This window comes from Kitasatospora sp. NPDC048545, assembly GCF_040651155.1.
Lineage (GTDB): Bacteria > Actinomycetota > Actinomycetes > Streptomycetales > Streptomycetaceae > Kitasatospora.
Genome location: NZ_JBEZIQ010000035.1, coordinates 74,263 through 97,390, shown reverse-complemented (window position 1 = coordinate 97,390; position 23,128 = coordinate 74,263). Strand labels below are relative to the sequence as shown.

General features: G+C 72.7%; 21 protein-coding genes, 2 pseudogenes and 1 riboswitch. Of the genes and pseudogenes, 19 read left to right on the top strand and 4 right to left on the bottom strand.

What is annotated here, in order from left to right; all coding sequences use genetic code 11:
- Window positions 1-7 precede the first annotated feature (7 nt).
- The 4 genes from aroQ (at window position 8) to AB0D10_RS29115 (ending at window position 4,683) form a co-directional block, all read left to right on the top strand.
- Complete coding sequence (aroQ, locus tag AB0D10_RS29130; RefSeq protein ID WP_360261932.1) at window positions 8-436, top strand: type II 3-dehydroquinate dehydratase; 429 nt, start codon at window positions 8-10, stop codon at window positions 434-436.
- Window positions 437-792: 356 nt separating this feature from the next.
- Window positions 793-1,647 carry an AAA family ATPase gene (locus AB0D10_RS29125; RefSeq protein ID WP_360261922.1) on the top strand — a complete coding sequence of 285 codons (855 nt, stop codon included), beginning with the start codon at window positions 793-795 and terminating at the stop codon, window positions 1,645-1,647.
- Between the two features lie 149 nt (window positions 1,648-1,796).
- A complete protein-coding gene (locus AB0D10_RS29120) occupies window positions 1,797-2,606 on the top strand; it encodes a DNA-formamidopyrimidine glycosylase family protein (protein ID WP_360261921.1) in 810 nt (269 codons plus the stop codon).
- Window positions 2,607-2,691: 85 nt separating this feature from the next.
- Complete coding sequence (locus tag AB0D10_RS29115; RefSeq protein WP_360261920.1) at window positions 2,692-4,683, top strand: AAA family ATPase; 1,992 nt, start codon at window positions 2,692-2,694, stop codon at window positions 4,681-4,683.
- 157 nt (window positions 4,684-4,840) lie between these two features.
- Here AB0D10_RS29115 and AB0D10_RS29110 read toward each other — a convergent pair whose 3' ends face one another.
- A complete protein-coding gene (locus tag AB0D10_RS29110; protein WP_360261919.1) occupies window positions 4,841-6,532 on the bottom strand; it encodes a hypothetical protein in 1,692 nt (563 codons plus the stop codon).
- 55 nt (window positions 6,533-6,587) lie between these two features.
- Window positions 6,588-6,971: a metalloregulator ArsR/SmtB family transcription factor gene (locus tag AB0D10_RS29105; RefSeq protein WP_360261918.1), complete on the bottom strand. Its 384-nt coding sequence runs from the start codon at window positions 6,969-6,971 to the stop codon at window positions 6,588-6,590.
- An 82-nt stretch (window positions 6,972-7,053) separates the two neighbouring features.
- A riboswitch (cobalamin riboswitch) is annotated at window positions 7,054-7,268 on the top strand.
- Between the two features lie 31 nt (window positions 7,269-7,299).
- On the opposite strand from AB0D10_RS29105, the gene AB0D10_RS29100 reads away from it, so the two are divergent.
- On the top strand, window positions 7,300-8,415 hold the full coding sequence (locus AB0D10_RS29100) for a HoxN/HupN/NixA family nickel/cobalt transporter (protein WP_360261917.1): 1,116 nt from the start codon (window positions 7,300-7,302) through the stop codon (window positions 8,413-8,415).
- A gap of 180 nt (window positions 8,416-8,595) precedes the next feature.
- Here AB0D10_RS29100 and rpmG read toward each other — a convergent pair whose 3' ends face one another.
- On the bottom strand, window positions 8,596-8,760 hold the full coding sequence (rpmG, locus tag AB0D10_RS29095) for a 50S ribosomal protein L33 (RefSeq protein WP_360261916.1): 165 nt from the start codon (window positions 8,758-8,760) through the stop codon (window positions 8,596-8,598).
- A gap of 116 nt (window positions 8,761-8,876) precedes the next feature.
- Here rpmG and rpmB point away from each other — a divergent pair.
- The 8 genes and pseudogenes from rpmB to AB0D10_RS29055 all read left to right on the top strand — a co-directional run.
- Window positions 8,877-9,014, top strand: a pseudogene (rpmB, locus tag AB0D10_RS29090) (50S ribosomal protein L28); the annotation flags it as partial.
- 35 nt (window positions 9,015-9,049) lie between these two features.
- A pseudogene (locus AB0D10_RS29085) lies at window positions 9,050-9,400 on the top strand (GTP-binding protein); the annotation flags it as partial.
- A 116-nt stretch (window positions 9,401-9,516) separates the two neighbouring features.
- Window positions 9,517-9,690 (top strand): 50S ribosomal protein L32, encoded by a 174-nt coding sequence (rpmF, locus tag AB0D10_RS29080; protein ID WP_360261931.1) that lies wholly within the window; start codon window positions 9,517-9,519, stop codon window positions 9,688-9,690.
- Window positions 9,691-9,827: 137 nt separating this feature from the next.
- Window positions 9,828-10,934 (top strand): aminopeptidase P family protein, encoded by a 1,107-nt coding sequence (locus AB0D10_RS29075; protein ID WP_360261915.1) that lies wholly within the window; start codon window positions 9,828-9,830, stop codon window positions 10,932-10,934.
- Between the two features lie 79 nt (window positions 10,935-11,013).
- Window positions 11,014-11,577: an elongation factor P gene (gene efp, locus AB0D10_RS29070; protein ID WP_360261914.1), complete on the top strand. Its 564-nt coding sequence runs from the start codon at window positions 11,014-11,016 to the stop codon at window positions 11,575-11,577.
- Window positions 11,578-11,581: 4 nt separating this feature from the next.
- Window positions 11,582-12,019 (top strand): transcription antitermination factor NusB, encoded by a 438-nt coding sequence (gene nusB, locus AB0D10_RS29065; protein WP_360261913.1) that lies wholly within the window; start codon window positions 11,582-11,584, stop codon window positions 12,017-12,019.
- 161 nt (window positions 12,020-12,180) lie between these two features.
- Window positions 12,181-13,002, top strand: a complete 822-nt coding sequence (locus AB0D10_RS29060) for a thioesterase family protein (protein ID WP_360261912.1) — start codon at window positions 12,181-12,183, stop codon at window positions 13,000-13,002.
- Window positions 13,003-13,179: 177 nt separating this feature from the next.
- Window positions 13,180-14,118, top strand: coding sequence for a hypothetical protein (locus AB0D10_RS29055; protein WP_360261911.1), 939 nt, complete (start codon window positions 13,180-13,182; stop codon window positions 14,116-14,118).
- Between the two features lie 163 nt (window positions 14,119-14,281).
- On the opposite strand, the gene AB0D10_RS29050 is transcribed toward AB0D10_RS29055, so the two are convergent.
- Window positions 14,282-14,785 carry a transcriptional regulator gene (locus AB0D10_RS29050; RefSeq protein WP_030056198.1) on the bottom strand — a complete coding sequence of 168 codons (504 nt, stop codon included), beginning with the start codon at window positions 14,783-14,785 and terminating at the stop codon, window positions 14,282-14,284.
- 329 nt (window positions 14,786-15,114) lie between these two features.
- On the opposite strand from AB0D10_RS29050, the gene pyrR reads away from it, so the two are divergent.
- Genes pyrR through carB form a run of 6 tightly spaced genes read left to right on the top strand, consistent with a single transcriptional unit; the run spans window position 15,115 to window position 23,124 of the window.
- Complete coding sequence (pyrR, locus tag AB0D10_RS29045) at window positions 15,115-15,753, top strand: bifunctional pyr operon transcriptional regulator/uracil phosphoribosyltransferase PyrR (protein ID WP_360261910.1); 639 nt, start codon at window positions 15,115-15,117, stop codon at window positions 15,751-15,753.
- Window positions 15,754-15,758: 5 nt separating this feature from the next.
- On the top strand, window positions 15,759-16,772 hold the full coding sequence (locus AB0D10_RS29040; RefSeq protein WP_360261909.1) for an aspartate carbamoyltransferase catalytic subunit: 1,014 nt from the start codon (window positions 15,759-15,761) through the stop codon (window positions 16,770-16,772).
- A complete protein-coding gene (locus AB0D10_RS29035; protein ID WP_360261908.1) occupies window positions 16,769-18,073 on the top strand; it encodes a dihydroorotase in 1,305 nt (434 codons plus the stop codon). Before AB0D10_RS29040 ends, AB0D10_RS29035 begins: the two co-directional genes overlap by 4 nt.
- Window positions 18,073-18,669, top strand: coding sequence for a hypothetical protein (locus AB0D10_RS29030; RefSeq protein WP_360261930.1), 597 nt, complete (start codon window positions 18,073-18,075; stop codon window positions 18,667-18,669). Before AB0D10_RS29035 ends, AB0D10_RS29030 begins: the two co-directional genes overlap by 1 nt.
- Window positions 18,666-19,823, top strand: a complete 1,158-nt coding sequence (carA, locus tag AB0D10_RS29025; RefSeq protein WP_360261907.1) for a glutamine-hydrolyzing carbamoyl-phosphate synthase small subunit — start codon at window positions 18,666-18,668, stop codon at window positions 19,821-19,823. The genes AB0D10_RS29030 and carA overlap by 4 nt, the downstream gene beginning before the upstream one ends.
- Entirely contained in the window at window positions 19,816-23,124 is a 3,309-nt protein-coding gene (gene carB / locus AB0D10_RS29020) for a carbamoyl-phosphate synthase large subunit (protein WP_360261906.1), read from the top strand. Before carA ends, carB begins: the two co-directional genes overlap by 8 nt.
- Window positions 23,125-23,128 lie beyond the last annotated feature (4 nt).

Genomic DNA, 23,128 nt, shown 5'->3' with positions numbered 1-23,128 from the left:
CCGGGTCATGGTGCTCAACGGCCCCAACCTGGGCCGGCTCGGCAGCCGCGAGCCGGACGTCTACGGCGCCACCTCCTACGCCGGTCTGGTCGAACGCTGCACTGCCCTCGGCAAGGAGTTCGGCTTCGAGGTCGAGGTGCACGAGACCAACTCCGAGCAGCAGATGGTGGAGTGGCTGCACGAGGCGGCCGACGGACAGGTGCCCGTGGTGATCAACCCGGGCGCGTTCACGCACTACTCGTACGCGATGCGCGACGCCGCCGCGCAGCGCACCGCGCCGCTGATCGAGGTGCACATCTCCAACCCGTACGCCCGGGAGACCTTCCGGCACACCTCGGTGATCGCGGCGGTGGCCTCCGGCACCGTCGCCGGCTTCGGGCTCGGCTCGTACGAACTGGCGCTGCGGGCGCTCGCCGAGGGGCTCACCTCGCGCTGAGGACCGGGCCCGTCCCCGACGGGCCCGGACCCACGGCCCGGCTGCGGACTGTGCCCGCTGCCGGGCCGCCGTGTAGTGTCCCCGCTGAGAACGTGTCGGGAGGTGCCGTGACGCAGTACGCCGGAGGCGGGCAGGTCCCGCCGCGTCCCGCCGCTCCGCCGGTGCCTCCGGGGGGCGGTGCGGGAGCGGCCCCGTCGGGGGTGCCGGTTCCGCCGCCGCCGCAGGTCCGGCCCGTGCCGACCGGTTCACCGGCTCCTGTGGCTCCCGTGGCTCCGGCGCCCGTTGCGCCTGTGGCTCCCGTGGCTCCGGCGCCCGTTGCGCCTGTGGCTCCGGCGCCCGTTGCGCCCGTTGCGCCTGTGGCTCCGGCTCCCGTTGCTCCTGCGGCGCCCGTGGCGCCCGCTGTGGTCGGGCCCGCTCCCGTCGCGTCCGCTGCGGTCGGGCCCGCGCAGGTGCTCGCGCCCGGGCCCACCGCCGGTCCGGCCCCGACTCCCGTCGCGGCCCAGGCCCAGGCCCAGGCCACGGTCCCGGCGCCCGTGCCGCTTGCCGCTCCGGTGCCCAGCGCACCGGTACCCGCCGGAGGGACCGGGCACTTCGTCCTGCCGTCCGGGACGCCCGTCCAGCTGCCCGCCCACCCGCCGCGGCAGCACGCGCCCACCGGGCCGATCGCCGTCCTGCTGATCGGTCCCGCCGGCGCAGGCAAGACCACCGTCGCCCGGTACTGGGCCGAGCGCCGGCCCACCCCGACCGCGCACATCAGCCTGGACGACGTACGGGAATGGGTGCAGTCCGGCTTCGCCAACCCGCAGTCCGGCTGGAACAACGCCTCCGAGGCGCAGTACCGGCTGGCCCGCCGCACCTGCGGCTTCGCCTGCCGCAACTACCTGGCCAACGGCATCTCCTGCATCATCGACGACGCCGTCTTCCCGGACCGCCCGGCGATCGGCCTCGGCGGCTGGAAGCGGCACATCGGCCCCGGCATGATCCCGGTCGTCCTGCTGCCCAGCCTGGACTCGGTGCTGGGCCGCAACGCCCGGCGCAGCGGCAACCGGCGCCTCGGCGACGAGGAAGTGGCGCGCATCCACGGGCGGATGGCCGGCTGGTACAACTCCGGGCTGCCGATCATCGACAACTCGTACCTGGACGTCGCCGGGACGGCCGCCGAGCTGGACCGCGTGATCCTGGCCCGGCTGATGGGCATGCCGGTCCGCTGACCCGGCCGACAGCCCCCGCGCGGCCGCCCCGCCTCCCCGTCGCCTGCCGACTCGGGCGGCCACGGGCGTGTCGGTGCCGACTGCGATGATGGACGCGTCCTCGGGCCCGCCCAGCGGCCCGTCCTGTCGAACCCGGGGAGCTGACGCCCGTGCCGGAAGGCCACATCATCCACCGCCTCGCCGCCGAGAACCGGCAGGCCTTCGGCGGACGCCCCGTCCGGGTCTCCAGCCCGCAGGGCCGGTTCGCCGACGAGGCCAAGGTGATCGACGGGCAGCTGCTCACCGGTGCCGAGGCGATCGGCAAGCACCTCTTCCTCGGCTTCGAGGAGGGCGCCTGGGTGCACGTCCACCTCGGGCTCTACGGAGGCTTCACCTTCGGCGCCGGCCCGGCGCCCGCGCCGGTCGGCCTGGTGCGGCTGCGACTGGAGGGCGAGGACGGCTACGCCGACCTGCGCGGTCCCAACACCTGCGCCCTCGTGGCCGACGACCGGAAGGCCGCGGTCGCGGCCCGCCTCGGCCCCGACCCGCTGCGTGCCGACGCCGACCCGGAGGCCGCCTGGCGCCGGATCGCGGCCAGCCGGACGACGGTCGCCGCGCTGCTGATGGACCAGAAGGTGCTCGCCGGGGTGGGCAACGTCTACCGGGCCGAGGTGCTGTTCCGCCACGGCATCGACCCGCACCGGGCCGGGCGCGACCTCACCCGGAAGGAATGGGACGCCATCTGGTTCGACCTGGTCGCCCTGATGCACGAGGGCGTCGCGGTCGGCCGGATCGACACCGTCCGTCCCGAACACACCCCGGAGGCGATGGGGCGCCCGCCCCGCGTGGACGACCACGGCGGCGAGGTGTACGTCTACCGGCGGGCGGCGATGCCCTGCCACGTCTGCGGCACGGACGTGCGGACCGAGGAGCACGCCGCGCGCAACCTCTTCTGGTGCCCGACCTGCCAGGCGGCCTGAGACCCGATCCGCCCTCCGGGCCGGAGCCCAGCCCGTAGGCTGGGGCCGACCGGCCGGAGGGAGCGGGCAGATGGAGCATCGGCGGGTGACCAACACCGTGTCAGGAACGGTGGGTGGCCACGTGGTGCAGGCCGACACCATCGGCTCGGTGCACCTCCACCAGGCCGAACCGCCGCCGAGGCCTCGTCAGGTCCGGCCCCCGCACGGGCCCTTCGTCAACCGGGAGCCGGAACTCGCCGCGCTGACCGCGGCGTCGGGCCGGGTCGAGGCCGGCGGGCTGGGGATCGTGGTGTTCACCGGGCTCGGCGGGGTCGGGAAGACCGAACTGATCGCCAAGTTCGCCGAGGAGCACCGGGCGCGCTTCCCGGGCGGGGACCTCTACGCGGACCTCCTGGCCTACCGGCACCAGGGCGGGGTGGACCTCCCCTCGCTGCTGGCCGGCTTCCTGCGCGCCCTCGGGACGGAGCCCCCGGCGGTGGAGGCGGAGCGATTCACGATGTTCCGCACGGTCACCGCCGAGCGCCGGTGCCTGTTCTTCCTGGACAACGTCGAGCACGCCGCCGAGGTGCGCGCCCTGCTCCCCTCGACCGGACTGGTGGTGGTCGCGAGCCGGCGGCGGCTGCCCGCGCTGCGCACCGACGGCGCCGAGGTGCGACAGCTCGGTCCGCTGAGCGCGACGGCCGGTGCCGATCTGGTCCGGGCCTGGCTGGGTTCCGGGCGGGGCACCGACGGGGAGTTGGCGGCGCTGGTCGAGCTGTGCGGCGGGCTGCCGCTGGCGCTGAACGCCGTCGGCAGCCAGCTGCTGGACCGCGACCACCTGCCGGTCGGCCGGGTGGTGGCCGAACTGCACGACCGGGAGGGCAGGTTGGCCATGCTGGACGACGAGGAGAACGACCTCGGCCCGACCTACGACCTGGTCCACGAGCGGTTGTCGCCGCACGGCCGGGCGCTCTACCGGCTGATCGGCGTGCACCCCGGCCCCTTCGTGTCGGCCGAGTCGGCGGGTGCGGCGGGCGTCGAGCGGGCCGGGGCGGCGCTGCAGGAACTGCGCGCCGTCCACCTGCTCGACGAGGTGATGGACGACGACGTCGAGACGCGCTTCCGCGCCCACGACGTGGTGCGGCTGCACGCCTACGGCCGTACCCGGGAGCTGCCCGGCCGGACGGAACTCCTCGCCCGGGTGGTGGCCTACTACCGGGGCCGGGCCGCACTGGCCGACCACGCGATGGGGGCCAGGTTGCGACTGCAGGAGGAGAACGGCGAGGAGCTGCCCGGGTTCGCCTCCGGCGCGGCCGCCCTGGAGTGGCTGCACGCCGAACGGGCCAACCTGCGCGCCGTGGTGGAGGAGGCCGCCCGGCAGCGGTGGCACGGCGAGGTGTGGCGGCTCTGCGAGTCGCTCTGGCCGCTGTACCACGGCCGCAAGCTCTACGAGGACTGGATCGCCACCCACCGGCTCGGCGTCGAGTCGGCCCAGTGGGACAACCAGCCGGCCGCCGTGGTCCGGATGCGCAACCAGCTCGCCCGCGCCCACTTCGAGCGCAAGGAGTACCGGCTCGCCGCCGAGCAGTTGGCGCTGGCCGCGGAGCAGCTGCCGCTGGTGGCGGACCGCCGCGTGGTGGGCGTGCTGCACGAGACGGACGGCCTGCTGTGCCTGGCCGACGGCCGCCCCGGCGACGCGGTGGAGCGGTTCACGCTGGCCCTGGCGGAGAACCGGGGCGACGACCACGGTGAGATCGTCCAGAGCTACAACCTGGCACAGGCGCTGATCGCCGACGGCCGCGCCCCGGAGGCGCTGGACGTCCTGGACCGCGCCGGCGCGCGGGCCGCGGACACCGACGACCACGACATGCTGATGAAACTGCCGCTGGTCCGCGCCCGGGCCCACCGCGCGCTGGGGCGACCGGACCTCGCCGTCGTGCACGCCGGTGACTGCGCCCGGCGGGCCGGGGAGCGGAGCCAGTACGTGAAGGAGGCGCAGGCGCACACCCTGTTGGTGGCCCTGGCGGAGGAGCTGGGCGATGCCGAGTTGGCCGGGCGCAGCCGGGCCCGGCTGCGGGAACTGGCGGGTCTGCTCTAGGGTCCGTCCTCATACCGCGTCTGCGGGCGACGCTCCCCCGGCCTTCGGTCAGGAGGTACCCCCGTCCTCCGGCTTGCGATGCACGCACCCCAACGCCGCCCGGCCCGCCCTCCGGGCGGACGACGGGAGTGTGACGACGGGAGTGTGCGGACGGACCCTAGAGAGGCGGGCCCTGGGGCCCGGTGCTGAACGAGAGCCGGGTGCGGTGCTCACCGGTGCGGACGGTGAGTCCCTGCCGGGGGAGTTCGGCCGGGTCGCCGCCGTCGGCGAGCCAGCAGGCCACGGCGGAGCCGAGCAGCAGCGGGTCGATGCCCGGGTCGGGGCCGCCCCAGTCCGGTTCGGCGCGGGCCTCCAGCAGCAGACCGCTGCGCAGCCGGACCAGGTGCCGGGCCGGGCCGAGGGCGGCCACCGCGACGGCGAGGCCGGGGAGTTCCGCGGCCGAGTCGGCGAGCCAGCGGGGAGCGGGGAGTTCGGCGTGGACCTCGGTGCGGGCCAGCACCTCCGCGGTGTAGCGCAGGGCGTCTCCCGGGTGTTCGTCGGTGAGCGCGTGGAAGCCGCGCGGGGTGTGGTCGGCCGGGTCGACGGGGTAGCGCCGCAGACTGACCTCGGTGCCCTCGCTCCCGCCCTCGACGTCGTACGCGGTGGGTCCGTCGGTGGTGCCGGGGTGCGGGACGGGCTTGGGGTAGGGCGGCAGGAGCGGTTCGTCCCCGGGTTCGTCCAGGTGCTCCAGGAAGGAGTAGAGCAGGGGGCGCAGCAGCTCGGCGGACCGGCCGCGCCGGCTCAGCGAGCGGTCGGTGAGCGGGCGCAGGGTGTCCGGGTCCTGCTCCCGCAGGGCCTGGGCGAGTTGGGCGGCGAGGTCGCCGTCGGGGTCGAGCACGGGGGCGGTCTGGCCGAATGCGTAGCCGGGGGAGCGCGGGTCGAGTTCGGCGGCGCCGGTGGCGACGAGCACGGTGGGCCGTTCCAGTGCGGCGCCGTAGACGGAGACCGAGCCGTGGTCGCCGATCAGGCAGTCGGCGGCGACCAGCGCGGCCTGCCAGCCCTGGTGCGGCGGGATCAGCCGCAGGCCCATCCGGCGGGCGGTGTCGAGCAGCGCCTCGGGGTCGTGCCGGCTCCAGATGTTGGGGTGCAGGACGACGGCGACCGTGTACTCGTCGGCGGGCAGCCGGCGGACCAGCCGCTGGGGCAGGTCGGGGCGACGGCCGAATAACGAGTGCTCGCTCCAGGTGGAGTTGACGACGACGAGCCGTCGGCCGTCGACGGCGCCGAGCGCGGCCCGGTAGGCGTCCCGTGAGCGCAGGCTGCGCAGCATCCGGTCGAGGCACGGGTCGCCGACGACCCGGGCGACGTCCAGCGCCTCGGGGCAGGAGGTCCGCAGGCGGTCCAGCTGTTCGGGGTGGGAGAGGCCGAGGACGTCCACGAACACCTCCCCGCCGTGGGTGAGTTCGTTGCGTGAGAGGCCTGCGGAGCTGGTCGTGTCGCCGGTGGACTCGGTCACCAGGCGGTTGTAGCCGGCGCCGTGCGGGAGGACGACGAGCCGGGCGTCCAGGTGGTGCATGGAGGAGTGGACGGCGCAGGCGACGGCGAGGTCGAAGTGGTGCCGGAGGGCGTCCTGCCAGTCGAGCACGGTGAAGCCGTGCAGGCCGTGCAGGTAGTCGTCCAGGGCGCGGTCGGCGAAGGCGGAGCCGGGGTTGACGGTGAAGTACCGGGCGATGCCGTCCGGGTTGAGCAGGGTGAGGACGTCGAGGACGCGGGTGGCGGAGGTGAGGGTGCGGGCGACCGCCAGCACGCGCGCCCTGACCGGTCGGGTGTTCCAGCGGTCGGCGGGCCAGGCGTGGGGGTGGGACGGCACACCATGATCGTACTCATCCGGTGGTCCGGCCCGACGGCTGTTCCCCGAGTGTCGGTCAGCCCGCGGCGGCGGTGGGCTCGTGGTGCTCGCCGGCGGCGCATTCGTCGAGGAGGGGGCGCATGTCCTCGTCCACGAGCCGGTAGCGCACCACGCGGCCGTCCTTGTCGCCGGTGACGACGCCGGCCATACGGAGCAGCCGCAGGGCCTGGGAGACGGCGGGGTCGCGCATGCCGGTGGCGACCGCGAGGTCGGTGACGGCGAGCGGGCCGGCCCGGTGCAGGGCGAGCAGCAGGGCGAGCCGTCCGGGGTCGGCGAGCAGGGAGAAGCGCTCGGCCCAGGACCGGACGTGCGCGGTGTCGCCGATCGCGGCGATGGCCTCGCAGACCCGGTGCCCGTCGATGGTGCGGTGGCCCGCGCGGTCGGCCGGTACGAGATGCATGCGGACATTCTTGCAGGCGGGGGCCTGTGATCCTGGACACCTGCGCAGGTGCGCAGCCTTGCATGGGTCGGGGCGCGACCCCTACGGTGTAGCCCGCCGTGGTGCTCGGGAAGACCGGTGACGGACCCTCAGGGGTCCCAGTCCGGAGCGGCCCTCGCCACTGTGATCGGGTGAGTTCCTTCGTCCTCGACGGAATTCGGTCCGTGTCCACGAAGCCACTGGGTGCCTCGCGCACTCGGGAAGGCGGACCCGGATGTCCCGTAAGCCAGGAGACCGGCCACGGCACTTCACGAAGTGATTCCACGAGGTGTTGGAGCGTGATCCTGAGATGACCCTGCCCGAAACCGCCGCGGCGGACGCGAAAGCGGCGCCGTCCGTGTTGCCCGCCTTCCGGTGGAAGCGCGAGGACACCGTCCGTACGGCCGGGTTGATGGGGGTGATCCTGGCCATGCACGTGGTGGCTTTCGGGACGCTCGTGTTCCTGGTGGCGCCCGAGCGGTACGCGGTCGGCACCCAGGTCTTCGGGGTGGGCCTGGGCATCACCGCGTACACCCTCGGGATGCGGCACGCGTTCGACGCCGACCACATCGCGGTGATCGACAACACCACCCGCAAGCTGATGGCGGACGGCAAGCGGCCGGTCTCGGTGGGATTCTGGTTCGCGCTGGGGCACTCCTCGATGGTGGTCATCATGGCCGCCCTGGTGGCGGGCGGCGCCCAGCTGGCGAACACGCTGATGGACGACGAGTCGACCACGCACAAGTGGCTCGGCGTGGTCGGGACGACCACCTCCGGGGTGTTCCTCTACCTGATCGGCGCGCTCAACCTGGCGGCGCTGCTCGGCATCGTCAAGGTGTTCCGCGCGATGCGGGCCGGGCAGTACGACGAGGCGGAGCTGGAGGCGCACCTCGACTCCCGCGGCTTCATGGCCCGGGTGCTGAACCGGGCGACCCGTTCGATCACCCGCCCCGGGCAGATGTTCCCGGTCGGCATGGTGCTGGGCCTGGGCTTCGACACCGCCACCGAGGTCACCCTGATGGTGATGGCGGGTTCGGGCGCTGCCGCCGGGCTGCCCTGGTACGCGATCGTCTGCCTGCCGCTACTGTTCGCGGCCGGGATGAGCCTGTTCGACACCCTGGACGGGACGTTCATGAACTTCGCGTACCAGTGGGCCTTCTCCAACCCGGTGCGGAAGGTGTACTACAACCTGACCATCACGGGGCTGTCGATCGCGGTGGCCTTCATCATCGGCACCATCGAGCTGGTCGGCGTGCTGCACGAGAAGTTCGACCTGACCGACCCGGTGAGCAGCTGGATCGCGGAGATCTCGCTGGACAACGTCGGCTACGCGATCGCGGGGCTGTTCGTGCTGGTCTGGGCGGTGGCGATCGGGTACTGGAAGCTCGCCAAGGTCGAGAAGCGCTGGACGCCGCAGGAGCAGTGAGCCGAGGGGCCCACCGCGCCGGGCCGGGCGGGACCGCACCGGTCCCGGGCCGGCCCCGCCCTCGCGACGGTGTCCGACAGTGCGGTGTCAAACGGCGCGGTCTCCACCAGTGCGGTGCCGAACGACGCGGTGCCGAACGGCGCCTCCCCACTCGGGGAGGCGCCGTTCGTGCGTACGGGGTCAGCGCTCCTCGCGGAAGTCGACGTGCCGGCCCGAGACCGGGTCGTACTTGCGCAGGACCATCCGGTCCGGATCGTTGCGGCGGTTCTTGCGGGTCACGTACGTGAAGCCGGTGTCGGCGGTGGAGCGGAGCTTGATGACGGGGCGCAGTTCGCTGCGGGCCACGGGTGTCCTCCTGGGTCCGGGGTGCTCGGTCGAGACCGTACACCGAAATGGAAGTCATTTTCATCCGGTGCAGCGTTTGCGCCGTCCCGATCATTCCCGGACGCCAGGGAGCACCCATGTCCGCCCACTGCCAACTCACCGGCCGCCGACCCGGCTTCGGCAACGCGATCTCGCACTCGCACCGCCGCACCCGCCGCCGCTTCGACCCCAACGTCCAGCGCAAGCGCTACTGGCTGCCCGGTGAGGGCCGGTACGGCGGTTCCACGAGGCGCTGCACCAGCTCGTCCCGGCGGCGCAGCGCAGTCGCGGCCGCTTCTGGCCGGCCAACCGCCCGGACCTGATGCTGGCCTGGGACGCGGCCGGGGCCAACCTCGCCGTCGAGGAGTGCGGGCCCTGGCTCGCCACCCTGTCCGACGCGGCCTGGGAGTTCTACCCGCCCGCCCGGCGGGCGGCGGCCGCCCTCGACTGGCACCCGCTGCACGGCGACCGGGTCCAGCAGCTCTGCTTCACCGCGGAGGGGCTGGACGTCGACGGGATCACCGCCCTGCTCGACTCCTGCCTGCTCACCGACGTCGAACTCATCGCCGGTGAGGCCGGCTGGAAGACCCTGCCCGACGCCTTCCGGGGCCTGCTCGCCCCCTCCACTGAAGGAGCCCCGGCATCATGCGCAAACGAACAGCCCCGCCGAAGGAGCGGCCCGACCCCCTGGACGCGGCCGGCATCGAGGACGTCGACCACAAGGACCAGGAGCTTCCGATGGCCGTGCCCAAGCACAGGACCTCCCGCAGCAAGACCCGGCACCGTCGCGCCCGGTGGAGGGCGGCGCCCCCGAAGCCGGTCCCGGTCACGATCGACGGCCGCGAGCTGCTCGTGCCGCAGAGCCTGGTCCCGGCCTACCGTCGGGGGCTGAGCGACCCGGGGGAGGCGTAGCGGCGGCGGCCCGTGGCGGCCCGGCCGTGCCGGGTGGCGGGAAGCCGGTGGTGGTACGGGGGCGCATCGGGGGCTCCGGGGGTTCCGTCGGGGGTGCTCGGCGGGCGGTTCGGGCCGGGGGTTCGTAGGCTCGACGCATGGCGGATGCGTACGCGGGGCGGCGGGAGCGGGTGAGGGAGCACTGCAGTGCGGCCGGGGCCGATGCGGCGCTGATCACCCGGGCGGCGAACGTGCGGTATCTGACGGGCTGCGCGCCCTGCGGGGCGACGCTGCTGCTGACCAGGGACCGGGCGCTGCTCGCGCTGCCCGACGACCTGCCGCCGGACGACACGGGGGAGCACCTGATCGTCCCCGACGTGACCCGGCTGCCGGTGGCGGCCGGGGCGGACACCGCGCTGGCCGCCGCCGCCGCGGCGAGCAGCTTCGGGATCGAGGGCCTCGCGGTCGAGGAGCACGATCTGACCGTCAGCCGGCACCGGACGGTGGCGGGCCTGGCCGAGCGGGCCCGGCTGGTCGACCTCGGGCAGGTGGTCGAGCGGCTGCGGGTGGTCAAGGACGAGCACGAGATCGCCGATCTGCGGATCGCCGCCGAGATCGCCGACCAGGCGCTCGGCGAGCTGCTGGAGTCGATCCTGGTCGGCCGCACCGAGCGGCACCTGGCCATGGAGCTGGAGCGCCGGATGATCGACCACGGGGCCGACCGGGCCGCCTTTCCGGTGTCGGTCGGCACCGGCAGCCACTCCGGCCAGGCCGCCCACCAGCCGACCGACCGCCGGGTGGAGGAGGGCGACTTCCTGACCGTGGTGATGGGGGCCCAGTACCGCGGCTACGGCGTGTCCACCGCCCGCACCTTCGTGATCGGTGCCGCTCCCGCGCCCTGGCAGGTGGAGCTGCACCGGCTGGTCTTCCGGGCCCAGCGGGCCGGTCGGGAGGCGCTCGGACCAGGCGTGGAGCAGTGCGTACCCGACCGGGCCGCCCGGCAGGTCCTGGAGGCGGCGGGCCACACCGAGGGCTCGCCGCACCCGGTGGGCCACGGCATCGGGCTGGAGATCCGGGAGGCACCGCGCCTCGGTCCGTCGGACATGGGTAAACTGGACAGCCGCGTGCCGGTCACCGTCGGCCCAGGGGTCCACCTCCCGGGCAAGGGCGGCGTCCGGATCGAGGACACGCTCGTCGTGCGCCCCCTCGAAGAGGGCGGGCCCGAGCTGCTCACCATCACCACCAAGGAGCTCCTCGCCCTGTGACCGCGGCCTCCAGTCGGCCGTCGGCGGCAGGACGCACCCCTTGGTTCCTTGACAGCTATATCCAGGAGTAAGTGCGCCCGTGGCTTCCACGAACGATCTCAAGAACGGCATGGTCCTCAAGCTGGAGGGCGGCAAGCTCTGGTCCGTCGTCGAGTTCCAGCACGTCAAGCCCGGCAAGGGCCCGGCCTTCGTTCGGACCAAGCTCAAGGAGGTTCTGACGGGCAAGGTCGTCGACAAGACCTTCAACGCCGGCACCAAGGTCGAGACCGCCAACGTCGACAAGCGCGGCATGCAGTTCTCGTACAAGGACGGCGAGAACTTCGTGTTCATGGACATGGACACCTACGACCAGCTCACCATCGAGCCGGCCGTCGTCGGCGACGCCGCCAAGTACCTGCTGGAGGGCTTCGAGGCCCTCGTCGCGCAGAACGAGGGTTCGGTGCTCTACATCGAGCTCCCGACCTCCGTCGAGCTGACCATCGCCGAGACCGAGCCGGGCGTCCAGGGCGACCGCTCCACCGGCGGCACCAAGCCGGCCACCCTGGAGACCGGCGCCGAGATCCAGGTGCCGCTCTTCGTCACCACCGGTGAGAAGGTCAAGGTCGACACCCGCGACGGCAGCTACCTCGGCCGGGTGAAGTAAGTCCGTGTCGGCCGCACGTAGCAAGGCCCGCACCCGGGCCTTCCAGATCCTCTTCGAGGCCGACCACCGCGGGGTCGACCCGCAGCGGGTCCTCGCCGACTGGGTGGCCCGCGCCCGCGAGCCGAAGCCCGAGGAGGGCACCCCGCAGGTCGGCGAGTACACCATGGAGCTGATCGAGGGGTACGTCCAGCACGCCCGTCGGATCGACGACCTGATCTCGCAGTACGCGGTGGGCTGGACCCTTGACCGGATGCCGATCGTGGACCGCAACGTCCTGCGACTCGGCGCGTACGAGCTGATCTGGGAGGACGGCGTCCCGGACGCGGTCGTCCTGGACGAGGCCGTCGAGATCGCCAAGGAGTACTCCACGGACGACTCCCCGGCCTTCGTCAACGGCATGCTCGCCCGTTTCCTGGAGCTGAAGCCGAGCATCCGCCGATAGCCGGTCGTGCTCCGCTGACGGCCGCCGGACCCGCACGCCGGGTCCGGCGGCCGTTCGGCGTTCCCCGGCCGTCGCGCGGTCGGCCCGATCGGCGTAGGGTGTGGCCTACTCGTCAGTAACTTGGTGTTCGACGCCACGTGCGAAAAGGCAGGTCCTCCCCCATGACCACCGCGATCCGCAGCGAGTTCGACCGGGGCATCGCCCTGACCAGACACCCCGAGGAGGCCGGCCGCTACGAGGCCGAGCTGGGCGCCGGCTGGCAGATCGGCGGCGGGGTCAACGGCGGGCTGCTGCTCGCCGTGGCCGGACACGCGCTGTCGCTGGAGCACGAGTCGCACCCCGACCCGGTGTCGATCAGCGGTTACTACCTGTCCGCCTCCACCCCCGGCCCGGCCACCGTCCGCACCGAGGTGCTGCGCACCGGCCGCGGGCTCTCCACCGGCACCGCCTCGCTCAGCCAGGACGGCGTCGAACGGCTGCGCGTGGTGGCCAGCCACGGCGACCTCTCCGCCGCCGACGGCGAGGTGCGCACCAGCGCCCGGCCGCCGCAGCTCCCGCCGCCGGAGCAGTGCATCGGTGTGGAGCACGCGCCGAAGGAACTGATCGCCGAGGCCGCCCTGCTGGAGCGCTTCGACCTGCGGCTGGACCCGGCCACCGTCGGCTGGGCGCTCGGGCAGCCCTCCGGCAACGGGCTGATCCAGGGCTGGTTCCGGCTCGCCGACGGCCGCGAACCCGACCCGCTGCTGCTCCTGCTGGTCGCCGACGCGCTGCCGCCGGTCACCTTCGACCTCGGCATGCCCGGCTGGGCCCCGACCGTCGAGCTGACCGTCCACCTGCGGGCCAAGCCTGCCCCGGGCTGGCTCCGCGTCACCCACGCGACCCGCAACCTGGCCGGCGGGTACTTCGAGGAGGACGCCGAGGTCTGGGACGAGTCCGGCCGTCTGGTCGCGCAGTCCCGCCAGCTGGCCCGGGCGCCGCGGTAGTCCGGGGGGATCCGTGCCACCGGTCCTATTACCGGTGGTTACATTCCTGTGACACGCCGTACGTGTGCGGCGCGCGGGCGGTGGGGAGGAAGGCGGTCAGCGGCGAGCCCGCCGCCGACCGTCACCCCCGTCGGCCGTCGTCGCCGGCGGCCGCCCGCCGAAGCCAGGAGCCATCCGATGAGTAGCCGTCACGGCCGCGCCCGCCGTAACTCCGACTGCACCGCCGGCGGCTCGCGGCCCGCGGTGCGGGCGTCGCACCGGCCGCAGCGGGCCGACGGGGCCGAGGGCGTCGAGGGCGCCGACCAGGCGTTCGTCATCGGGGTGCTGACCAGCGCCGCGGACTTCGCGCGGGCCCGCGCCTGGGGGATCTCCGACGCCCCCGACTACGAGCGCTACCTGGCCGACACCGCCGAGCTGCTGGCGGACGCGCTGGAGCGCTTCGAGACCGTCCGGGCGCGGATGTTCCACCCGCAGGACTTCGAGGAGTTCTGCCTGCTCAACGGGCTGGACCCGGCCGAGCCCACCGCCCGTGACCGCTACCTGGTCAATCCGGCGCTGCAGACCCAGCTGCTCGCCTACCAGGGCGAGGAGCCGGCCGGGGACTTCGTGCCGCGCCTGGTCCGGGCCCGGGAGAACGGGCTGACGCTCTGCCACGCCGACCTGCTGCTCGACGGCGGCCTGTACGGCGGCGCGGGCGAGTGCGACGAGGACCACGCCCGCTGGGTGCGCGCCGCCTACCAGCGCGGGGGCGAGGTGTTCCGCCGGATGCTGGTCGGGGCGGGTGCCGGCGTGTACGAGCTGCGCCTGCGGGTGGACGCGCCCGGCGGCAGGCTGACCGCGGCCGCGCGGGTGCTGCAGTGGGAGGACGGCGTGGTGCGGATCAACGACGAGGACTTGGAGCTGGTCTGCGCGGTGCTGTGCGCCGGGCTGGCCCTGGAGCTGCCGGGCGTCGCGGTGCTGCACGGTTCGCAGGGCTCGGCCGCCTCCTGCGGGGAGTACCTGCCGGCCTCCTGGGCCTGGTCGAGCGGTGGGCAGGACTGGGCGCCGGCGGACCGGCCGGTCCGGCTGGACGGGGTCGCCGCGCAGCCCGGCTACAGCCTGGGCACGGTCTGCTGACACGTGGCGCGCCGCGCCGGGGGAGGGCCCGCCGGGCCCGGGAACACCGCGGCGCGGCCCCCCGGACAGGGGTGCCGCGCCGTGACGTTTCTGCTTGCCGACACTGGTGGGACGAGTGCCGGCAAGCACAAGGATCCGCTGGCGGGAGCCGGTGCGGTGAGCCTCAGCTCGCGTCCTCCTCGCGCACCGCACGGCGCGCGTCGGGGTTCAGCACGCCCCAGGAGATCAGCTGCTCGGTGAGGATCGACGGCGACTGGTCGTAGATGACCGCCAGGGTGCGCAGGTCGTCCTGGCGGATCGACAGCACCTTGCCGTTGTAGTCGCCGCGCTGGCTCTGGATGGTCGCCGCGTAGCGCTGCAGCGGGCCGGCCTTCTCGGAGGGGACCTGGGTCAGTCTCTCCAGGTCGAGGACCAGGCGCGGCGGCGGCTCGGCCGCGCCGCCGGGGGTGCCGCCGGGCAGCAGCTCCTGTACCGGGACGCCGTAGAACTCCGCCAGCTCGGCCAGTCGCTGCACGGTGACCGCACGGTCCCCGCGCTCGTACGAGCCTACGACGACTGCCTTCCAGCGCCCCTGGGACTTCTCCTCGACACCGTGCAGGGAGAGACCCTGCTGAGTGCGGATCGCTCGGAGCTTGCCTCCGAGTTGCTTCGCGTAGTCGCTGGACATTGATCTCCCCGGACGAGATTGCTTCGCGTTCAGTGGTGGGTCACGGGCGATTGTCGACGCCGTTACCGGTGGGTTCGACGTCCGTCTCGTAACTCACTGTGAGGTTACGTAGAGTAAGGTAGTTGCGTCAAGCCGAATGGGGCAGTCGTGCGAATGGCCCGCATCGTCGGCGCGTCCGGGGTGTTAACCGACGGAAGCGGAATGATGGACTTCTGTTTGCCGTCCGGGGCGCTGCTAGGATGACCCGAAGCCCACGCCGACCCGGCGGGGGTGATCCAGACATCCTTTAAGGCCCGTCCAGTGAGGCGGGGAAGGAGGTCCGCTTCGGCATGACCGCACACCGAGATTCGACGCCGCAGGAAACGACGCCGCGGCCGCCGCACCAAGTGCTGGACGGCACGGACATCACCCGGGTCATCACCCGGATAGCGCACGAGATCGTCGAGCGCGCCAAGGGCGCGGAGGACGTCGTGCTGCTCGGCATCCACACCAGGGGCGTCCACCTCGCCCGCCGCCTGCACGGCCGGCTGGCCCAGATCACCGGGCGCGACATCCCGCTGGGCACCCTGGACATCACCATGTACCGGGACGACCTGCGGCTGAAGCCCGCCCGCGCCCTGGAGCACACCGAGATCCCCTCCGACGGCATCGACGGCAAGCTCGTCATCCTCGTCGACGACGTGCTCTTCTCCGGCCGCACCATCCGCGCCGCGCTCGACGCGCTGAACGACATCGGCCGGCCGCGCGCCGTCCAGCTCGCCGTCCTGGTCGACCGCGGCCACCGCGAGCTGCCGATCCGGGCGGACTACGTGGGCAAGAACCTCCCCACCTCGCTGCGCGAGGCCGTTCAGGTGCGCCTCTCCGACGCCGACGGCGTGGACGCCGTCCTGGTCGGGGACCGCGACTTCGCCGCGCGCTCGTCACAGGCCATGGCCGCCAAGCCGTCCGAACCGCACCTCCCGGAGTAACCCGCGTGAAGCGCCACCTCGTCTCCGCCGCCGATCTCAGCCACGACGACGCGCTGCTGATCCTGGACACCGCCGAGGAGCTGGCCCAGCTCTCCGGGCGGGCCGTCAAGAAGCTGCCCACGCTCCGCGGCCGCACCGTCGTCAACCTCTTCTTCGAGGACTCCACCCGGACGAAGACCTCCTTCGAGGTCGCCGAGAAGCGCCTCTCGGCCGACGTCATCAACTTCTCCGCCAAGGGCTCCTCGGTCTCCAAGGGCGAGAGCCTCAAGGACACCGCGCTGACCCTGCAGGCCATGGGCGCCGACGCGGTGGTCATCCGCCACCACGCCTCGGGCGCACCGGCCCGGCTGGCCCAGTCCGACTGGCTGCACGGCAGTGTGATCAACGCCGGTGACGGCACCCACGAGCACCCCACCCAGGCGCTGCTCGACGCCTTCACCATGCGCCGCCACCTCAACCCGGGCTCCGGCCACGACCTCGAGGGCCGCCGGGTGACGATCGTCGGCGACGTCCTGCACAGCCGGGTCGCCCGCTCCAACGTCCACCTGCTGAACACCCTCGGTGCCCAGGTCACCTTCGTCGCCCCGCCGACGCTGCTGCCGATCGGCATCGAACCCAATCCCGAAACCGGCGCAGCCGGGTGGCCCTGCGAGATCAGCTACGACCTCGACGCGGTGCTGCCCAAGACGGACGCGCTGATGATGCTGCGGGTCCAGCGCGAGCGGATGAACGCCGCGTTCTTCCCGACCGAGCGCGAGTACAGCCGCCGCTACGGCATGAACGGCCACCGGCTGGCCCGGCTGCCCGAGCACGCGATCGTGATGCACCCCGGCCCGATGGTCCGCGGCATGGAGATCACCGCCGAGGTCGCCGACTCGCCGCGCTGCACCGCGGTCGAGCAGGTCGCCAACGGCGTCTCCGTCCGGATGGCCGTGCTCTACCTGCTGCTCGGCGGAGCCACCCCCGCCGACGCCCCCGCCGACGCCCCCCGTACCGAGACCGTGGAGACCGCGCAGTGACCACCTACCTGATCCGCAACGCCAAGATCCTCGGCGGCGCCCCGCAGGACCTCCTCCTCGCCGACGGCGTGGTCAAGGAGATCGGCACCGGCCTGGCGGTCGAGGCGGACATCGAGATCGACGCCACCGGTCTGGTCGTGCTCCCCGGCCTGGTCGACCTGCACACCCACCTGCGCGAGCCCGGCCGCGAGGACGCCGAGACCGTGCTCACCGGCACCCGGGCCGCCGCGATGGGCGGCTTCACCGCCGTGCACGCGATGGCCAACACCACCCCGGTGGCCGACACCGCCGGCGTGGTCGAGCAGGTCTGGCGGCTCGGCCAGGAGGCCGGCTACTGCGACGTGCAGCCGGTCGGCGCCGTCACCGTCGGCCTGGAGGGCAAGAAGCTCGCCGAGCTCGGCGCGATGCACGAGTCCGCGGCCGGCGTGCGGGTCTTCTCCGACGACGGCAAGTGCGTGGACGACGCGGTGCTGATGCGCCGCGCCCTGGAGTACGTCAAGGCCTTCGACGGCGTCGTCGCCCAGCACGCCCAGGAGCCGCGGCTGACCGAGGGCGCCCAGATGAACGAGGGCCAGGTCTCCGGCGAGCTCGGGCTCGGCGGCTGGCCGGCCGTCGCCGAGGAGTCGATCATCGCCCGCGACGTGCTGCTCGCCGCGCACGTCGGCTCCCGGCTGCACGTCTGCCACGTCTCCACGGCCGGTTCGGTCGAGATCATCCGCTGGGCCAAGGCCAAGGGCTGGGACGTCACCGCCGAGGTCACCCCGCACCACCTGCTGCTCACCGACGAGCTGGTCCGCTCCTACGACCCGGTGTACAAGGTGAACCCGCCGCTGCGCACCGCCGAGGACGTCAAGGCGCTGCGCAAGGCGCTCGCCGACGGCACCATCGACGCCGTCGCCACCGACCACGCGCCGCACCCGGCCGAGGACAAGGACTGCGAGTGGGCCGTGGCCGCGATGGGCATGGTCGGCCTGGAGACCGCGCTGTCGGTCGTCCAGCAGACCATGGTCGAGACCGGCCTGCTGAACTGGGAGGGCGTCGCCGACCGGATGTCGCACCGTCCGGCCCGGATCGGCCGTCTCACCGGGCACGGCCGGCCGATCTCGGTGGGTGAGCCCGCGAACCTGGTGCTGTTCGATCCCGCGTACCGTGGTGCCGTGAACCCGGACACCTTCGCCACCCGTAGCCGCAACACCCCTTACAAGGGCCTCGACCTGCCCGGACGGGTGCACGCCACCTTCCTGCGCGGGCGCGCCACGGTGCTGGCCGGCGAGCCGGTCGAGCAGGACGGCGACGCGTGATGGACTACGCCACGCTCGCCAAGGAGCAAGCGAAGGTCACCAACTGGCCCGGGTACATCGGCTGGTCGATCGGCCTGCTGATCGTGATCGGCCTCGTCTACTGGCTGATGCGCCAGGGCTGGAACTGGCGCCGCACCCTGCAGTCCGGCATCCCGCTGCTGCCCGCCGTGCCGGATCGCGCCGGGCGCACCATCCTGGAGACCAGCGGCCGCTACCACGGCACGACCACCGCCGGGAACTGGCTCGACCGGGTCGTCGCGCACGGCCTGGGCACCCGCAGCCGGGCCGACCTCACCCTCGGCGAGGACGGCCTGCTGGTCCGCCGCCCCGGTGACGTCGACTTCTGGATCCCGGCGGCGCACCTGACCGGTGCCCGCACCGACTCCGGGATCGCCGGCAAGGTCGTCCCGTCCGGGCTGCTCGTCGTCACCTGGACGCTCACCCAGCCTTCGGCCGGGGGGACCCCCACCGAAACGATCGAGCTGGACTCCGGCTTCCGGGCCGACCACCCCGACGAGCACGCCGCCTGGGTCGAGGCGATCACCCACCTCGCAACACGCACGCAGACGAAGATGACGGAAGAGGCCGCGCAATGACCGCACCTGCCCCCACCACGCAGCGCCAACGGCGGGAACGCGTCCCCGCCGTGCTCGTCCTGGAGGACGGCCGGACCTTCCGCGGCCAGGCCTACGGCGCCACCGGCGAGACCTTCGGCGAGGCCGTCTTCAACACTGGCATGTCCGGCTACCAGGAGACCCTGACCGACCCGTCGTACCACCGCCAGGTCGTCGTGATGACCGCCCCGCAGATCGGCAACACCGGCTGGAACGACGAGGACGACGAGTCCAAGCAGATCTGGGTCGCCGGCTACGTCGTGCGCGACCCCGCCCGGGTCGCCTCCAACTGGCGCTCCCGCCGTTCGCTCGACGAGGAACTGGTCAACCAGGGCGTCGTCGGCATCAGCGGCATCGACACCCGCGCGCTGACCCGCCACCTGCGCGAGCGGGGCGCGATGCGCTGTGGCATCTTCTCCGGCGAGGCGCTGGCCGACCAGGCCGCCCTGCTCGCCCGGGTGCAGCAGTCGCCCGAGATGAAGGGCGCCGACCTGTGCGCCGAGGTCGCCACCACCGAGCCGTACGTGGTGCCCGCGATCGGTGAGAAGCGCTTCACCGTGGCCGCGCTGGACCTCGGCATCAAGGCGATGACCCCGCAGCGGATGGCCGAGCGCGGCATCGAGGTGCACGTGCTGCCGGCCAACGCCACCCTGGAGGACGTCTACGCGGTCGAGCCGGACGGCGTCTTCTTCTCCAACGGCCCGGGCGACCCGGCCACCGCCGACCACCAGGTCGCCGTCGCGCAGGGCGTGCTGGAGCGCAAGACCCCGTTCTTCGGGATCTGCTTCGGCAACCAGATCCTCGGCCGCGCCCTGGGCTTCGGCACCTACAAGCTCAAGTACGGCCACCGCGGCATCAACCAGCCGGTGCAGGACCGCACCACCGGCAAGGTCGAGGTGACCGCCCACAACCACGGCTTCGCCGTGAACGCCCCGCTGGACAAGGTGAGCGACACCCCCTACGGGCGGGTCGAGGTCTCCCACGTCTGCCTGAACGACGACGTGGTCGAGGGCCTGCAGGCGCTCGACGTCCCCGCCTTCAGCGTGCAGTACCACCCCGAAGCTGCTGCCGGCCCGCACGACGCGGCCTACCTCTTCGACCGTTTCGTGAAGCTCATGGAGGGCCAGCGTGCCTAAGCGCACCGACATCAAGTCCGTCCTGGTCATCGGCTCCGGCCCGATCGTGATCGGCCAGGCCGCAGAGTTCGACTACTCGGGCACGCAGGCCTGCCGGGTCCTCAAGGCCGAAGGCCTGCGGGTCGTGCTGGTCAACTCCAACCCGGCCACGATCATGACCGACCCGGAGATCGCCGACGCCACCTACGTCGAGCCGATCACCCCGGAGTTCGTCGAGAAGATCATCGCCAAGGAGCGCCCCGACGCGCTGCTGCCGACCCTGGGCGGGCAGACCGCGCTCAACACCGCGATCTCGCTGCACGCGGCCGGCACGCTGGAGAAGTACGGCGTCGAGCTGATCGGCGCCGACGTCGAGGCGATCAACAAGGGCGAGGACCGCGACCTCTTCAAGGGCGTCGTCGAGGCCGTCAACACCAAGATCGGCTACGGCGAGTCCGCCCGCTCGGTCATCTGCCACACCATGGACGAGGTGATCGCCGGCGTCGACACGCTCGGCGGCTACCCGGTCGTCGTCCGCCCCTCCTTCACCATGGGCGGCGCCGGCTCCGGCTTCGCCCACAACGAGGAGGACCTGCGCCGCATCGCCGGCCAGGGCCTGACCCTCTCGCCGACCACCGAGGTGCTCCTGGAGGAGTCCATCCTCGGCTGGAAGGAGTACGAGCTGGAGCTGATGCGCGACAAGCACGACAACGTCGTGGTCGTCTGCTCCATCGAGAACTTCGACCCGATGGGCGTGCACACCGGTGACTCGATCACCGTCGCCCCGGCGATGACCCTCACCGACCGCGAGTACCAGATCCTGCGCGACATCGGCATCGCCGTCATCCGCGAGGTCGGCGTCGACACCGGCGGCTGCAACATCCAGTTCGCCGTCAACCCCGAGGACGGCCGGGTCATCGTCATCGAGATGAACCCGCGCGTCTCTCGCTCCTCGGCGCTCGCCTCCAAGGCCACCGGCTTCCCGATCGCCAAGATCGCCGCCAAGCTGGCCGTCGGCTACACCCTGGACGAGATCCCGAACGACATCACCGAGGAGACCCCGGCCTCCTTCGAGCCGACCCTCGACTACGTCGTGGTCAAGGTGCCGCGGTTCGCGTTCGAGAAGTTCCCGAGCGCCGACGCCACGCTGACCACCACCATGAAGTCGGTCGGCGAGGCCATGGCCCTCGGCCGCAACTTCCCCGAGGCGCTGCAGAAGGCGCTGCGCTCGCTGGAGAAGAAGGGCTCCCAGTTCTCCTGGACCGGCCCGGTGGGCCACAAGGCCGAACTGCTGGAGAAGGCGGTCGTCCCGACCGACGGCCGGATCAACACCGTCATGGAGGCGATCCGGGCCGGCGCCACCCCGGAGGAGGTGTTCGAGGCCACCAAGATCGACCCGTGGTTCGTCGACCAGCTCTTCCTGCTGGACGAGATCGCGGGCGAGCTGGCCGAGGCCGCCGAGCTCACCCCCGACCTGCTGCGCCACGCCAAGCGGCACGGCTTCTCCGACGTGCAGGTCGGCGAGATCCGCGGCCTGAAGGCCGACGTGGTCCGCGAGGTGCGCCACGCCCTCGGCATCCGCCCGGTGTTCAAGACCGTCGACACCTGCGCCGCCGAGTTCGCCGCCAAGACCCCGTACTTCTACTCGTCCTACGACGAGGAGAACGAGGTCGCCCCGCGCTCCAAGCCCGCCGTGATCATCCTGGGCTCCGGCCCGAACCGCATCGGCCAGGGCATCGAGTTCGACTACTCCTGCGTGCACGCGTCCTTCGCGCTCGCCGAGGCCGGGTACGAGACCGTCATGGTCAACTGCAACCCGGAGACCGTCTCCACCGACTACGACACCTCCGACCGGCTCTACTTCGAGCCGCTCACCCTGGAGGACGTGCTGGAGATCGTCCACGCCGAGCAGCAGGCCGGCCCGCTCGCCGGCGTGATCGTCCAGCTCGGCGGCCAGACCCCGCTGGGCCTGGCCCAGGCGCTCAAGGACAACGGCGTGCCGATCGTCGGCACCCAGCCCGAGGCGATCGACCTCGCCGAGGAGCGCGGCGCCTTCGGCCGCGTCCTGCGCGACGCCGGCCTGCCCGCGCCCAAGCACGGCACCGCGTTCTCCTTCGAGGAGGCCAAGGCGATCGCGGACGAGATCGGCTACCCCGTCCTCGCCCGCCCGTCCTACGTGCTCGGCGGCCGCGGCATGGAGATCGTCTACGACGAGGCCTCGCTCGCCTCCTACCTGGAGCGGCACGCCGGTCTGATCTCCGAGCACCCGGTGCTCATCGACCGCTTCCTGGACGACGCGGTCGAGATCGACGTCGACGCGCTCTACGACGGCACCGAGCTTTACCTCGGCGGCGTCATGGAGCACATCGAGGAGGCCGGCATCCACTCCGGCGACTCCGCCTGCGCGCTGCCCCCGATCACCCTCGGCGGCCACGACATCAAGCGCCTGCGCGCCTCGACCGAGGCCATCGCGCGCGGTGTCGGGGTGCGCGGCCTGATCAACATCCAGTTCGCCCTCTCCGGTGACATCCTCTACGTCCTGGAGGCCAACCCCCGCGCCTCCCGGACCGTCCCGTTCACCTCCAAGGCGACCGCCGTGCCGCTGGCCAAGGCCGCCGCCCGCGTCTCGCTCGGCGCCACCATCGCCGAGCTGCGCGCCGAGGGCCTGCTCCCGGCCGAGGGCGACGGCGGCACGCTGCCCGCCGACGCGCCGATCGCGGTCAAGGAGGCCGTGATGCCGTGGAGCCGCTTCCGCGACGTGCACGGCCGCGGGGTGGACACCGTCCTCGGCCCCGAGATGCGCTCGACCGGTGAGGTCATGGGCATCGACAAGGTCTTCGGCACCGCCTACGCCAAGTCCCAGACCGGCGCCTACGGCGCGCTGCCGACCAAGGGCAAGGTCTTCGTCTCGGTCGCCAACCGTGACAAGCGCAACCTGGTCTTCCCGGCCCGGGCGCTGGTCGGCCTCGGCTTCGAGCTGCTCGCCACCACCGGCACCGCCGAGGTGCTGCAGCGCGGCGGCATCCCCGCCACCGTGGTGCGCAAGCACAGCGAGGGCGAGGGCCCGAACGGCGAGAGGACCATCGTCCAGCTGATCCACGACGGTGAGGTCGACCTCATCATCAACACGCCGTACGGCACCGGTGGCCGCCTCGACGGCTACGAGATCCGCACCGCGGCCGTGGCCCGCGCGGTTCCCTGCCTGACCACCGTCCAGGCGATGGGCGCGGCCGTCCAGGGCATCGACCGGCTGCTGCGCGACGAGGTCGGGGTGATGTCGCTCCAGGAGCACGCCGAGCTGATCAACGCCGGCCGCAAGTAGCACC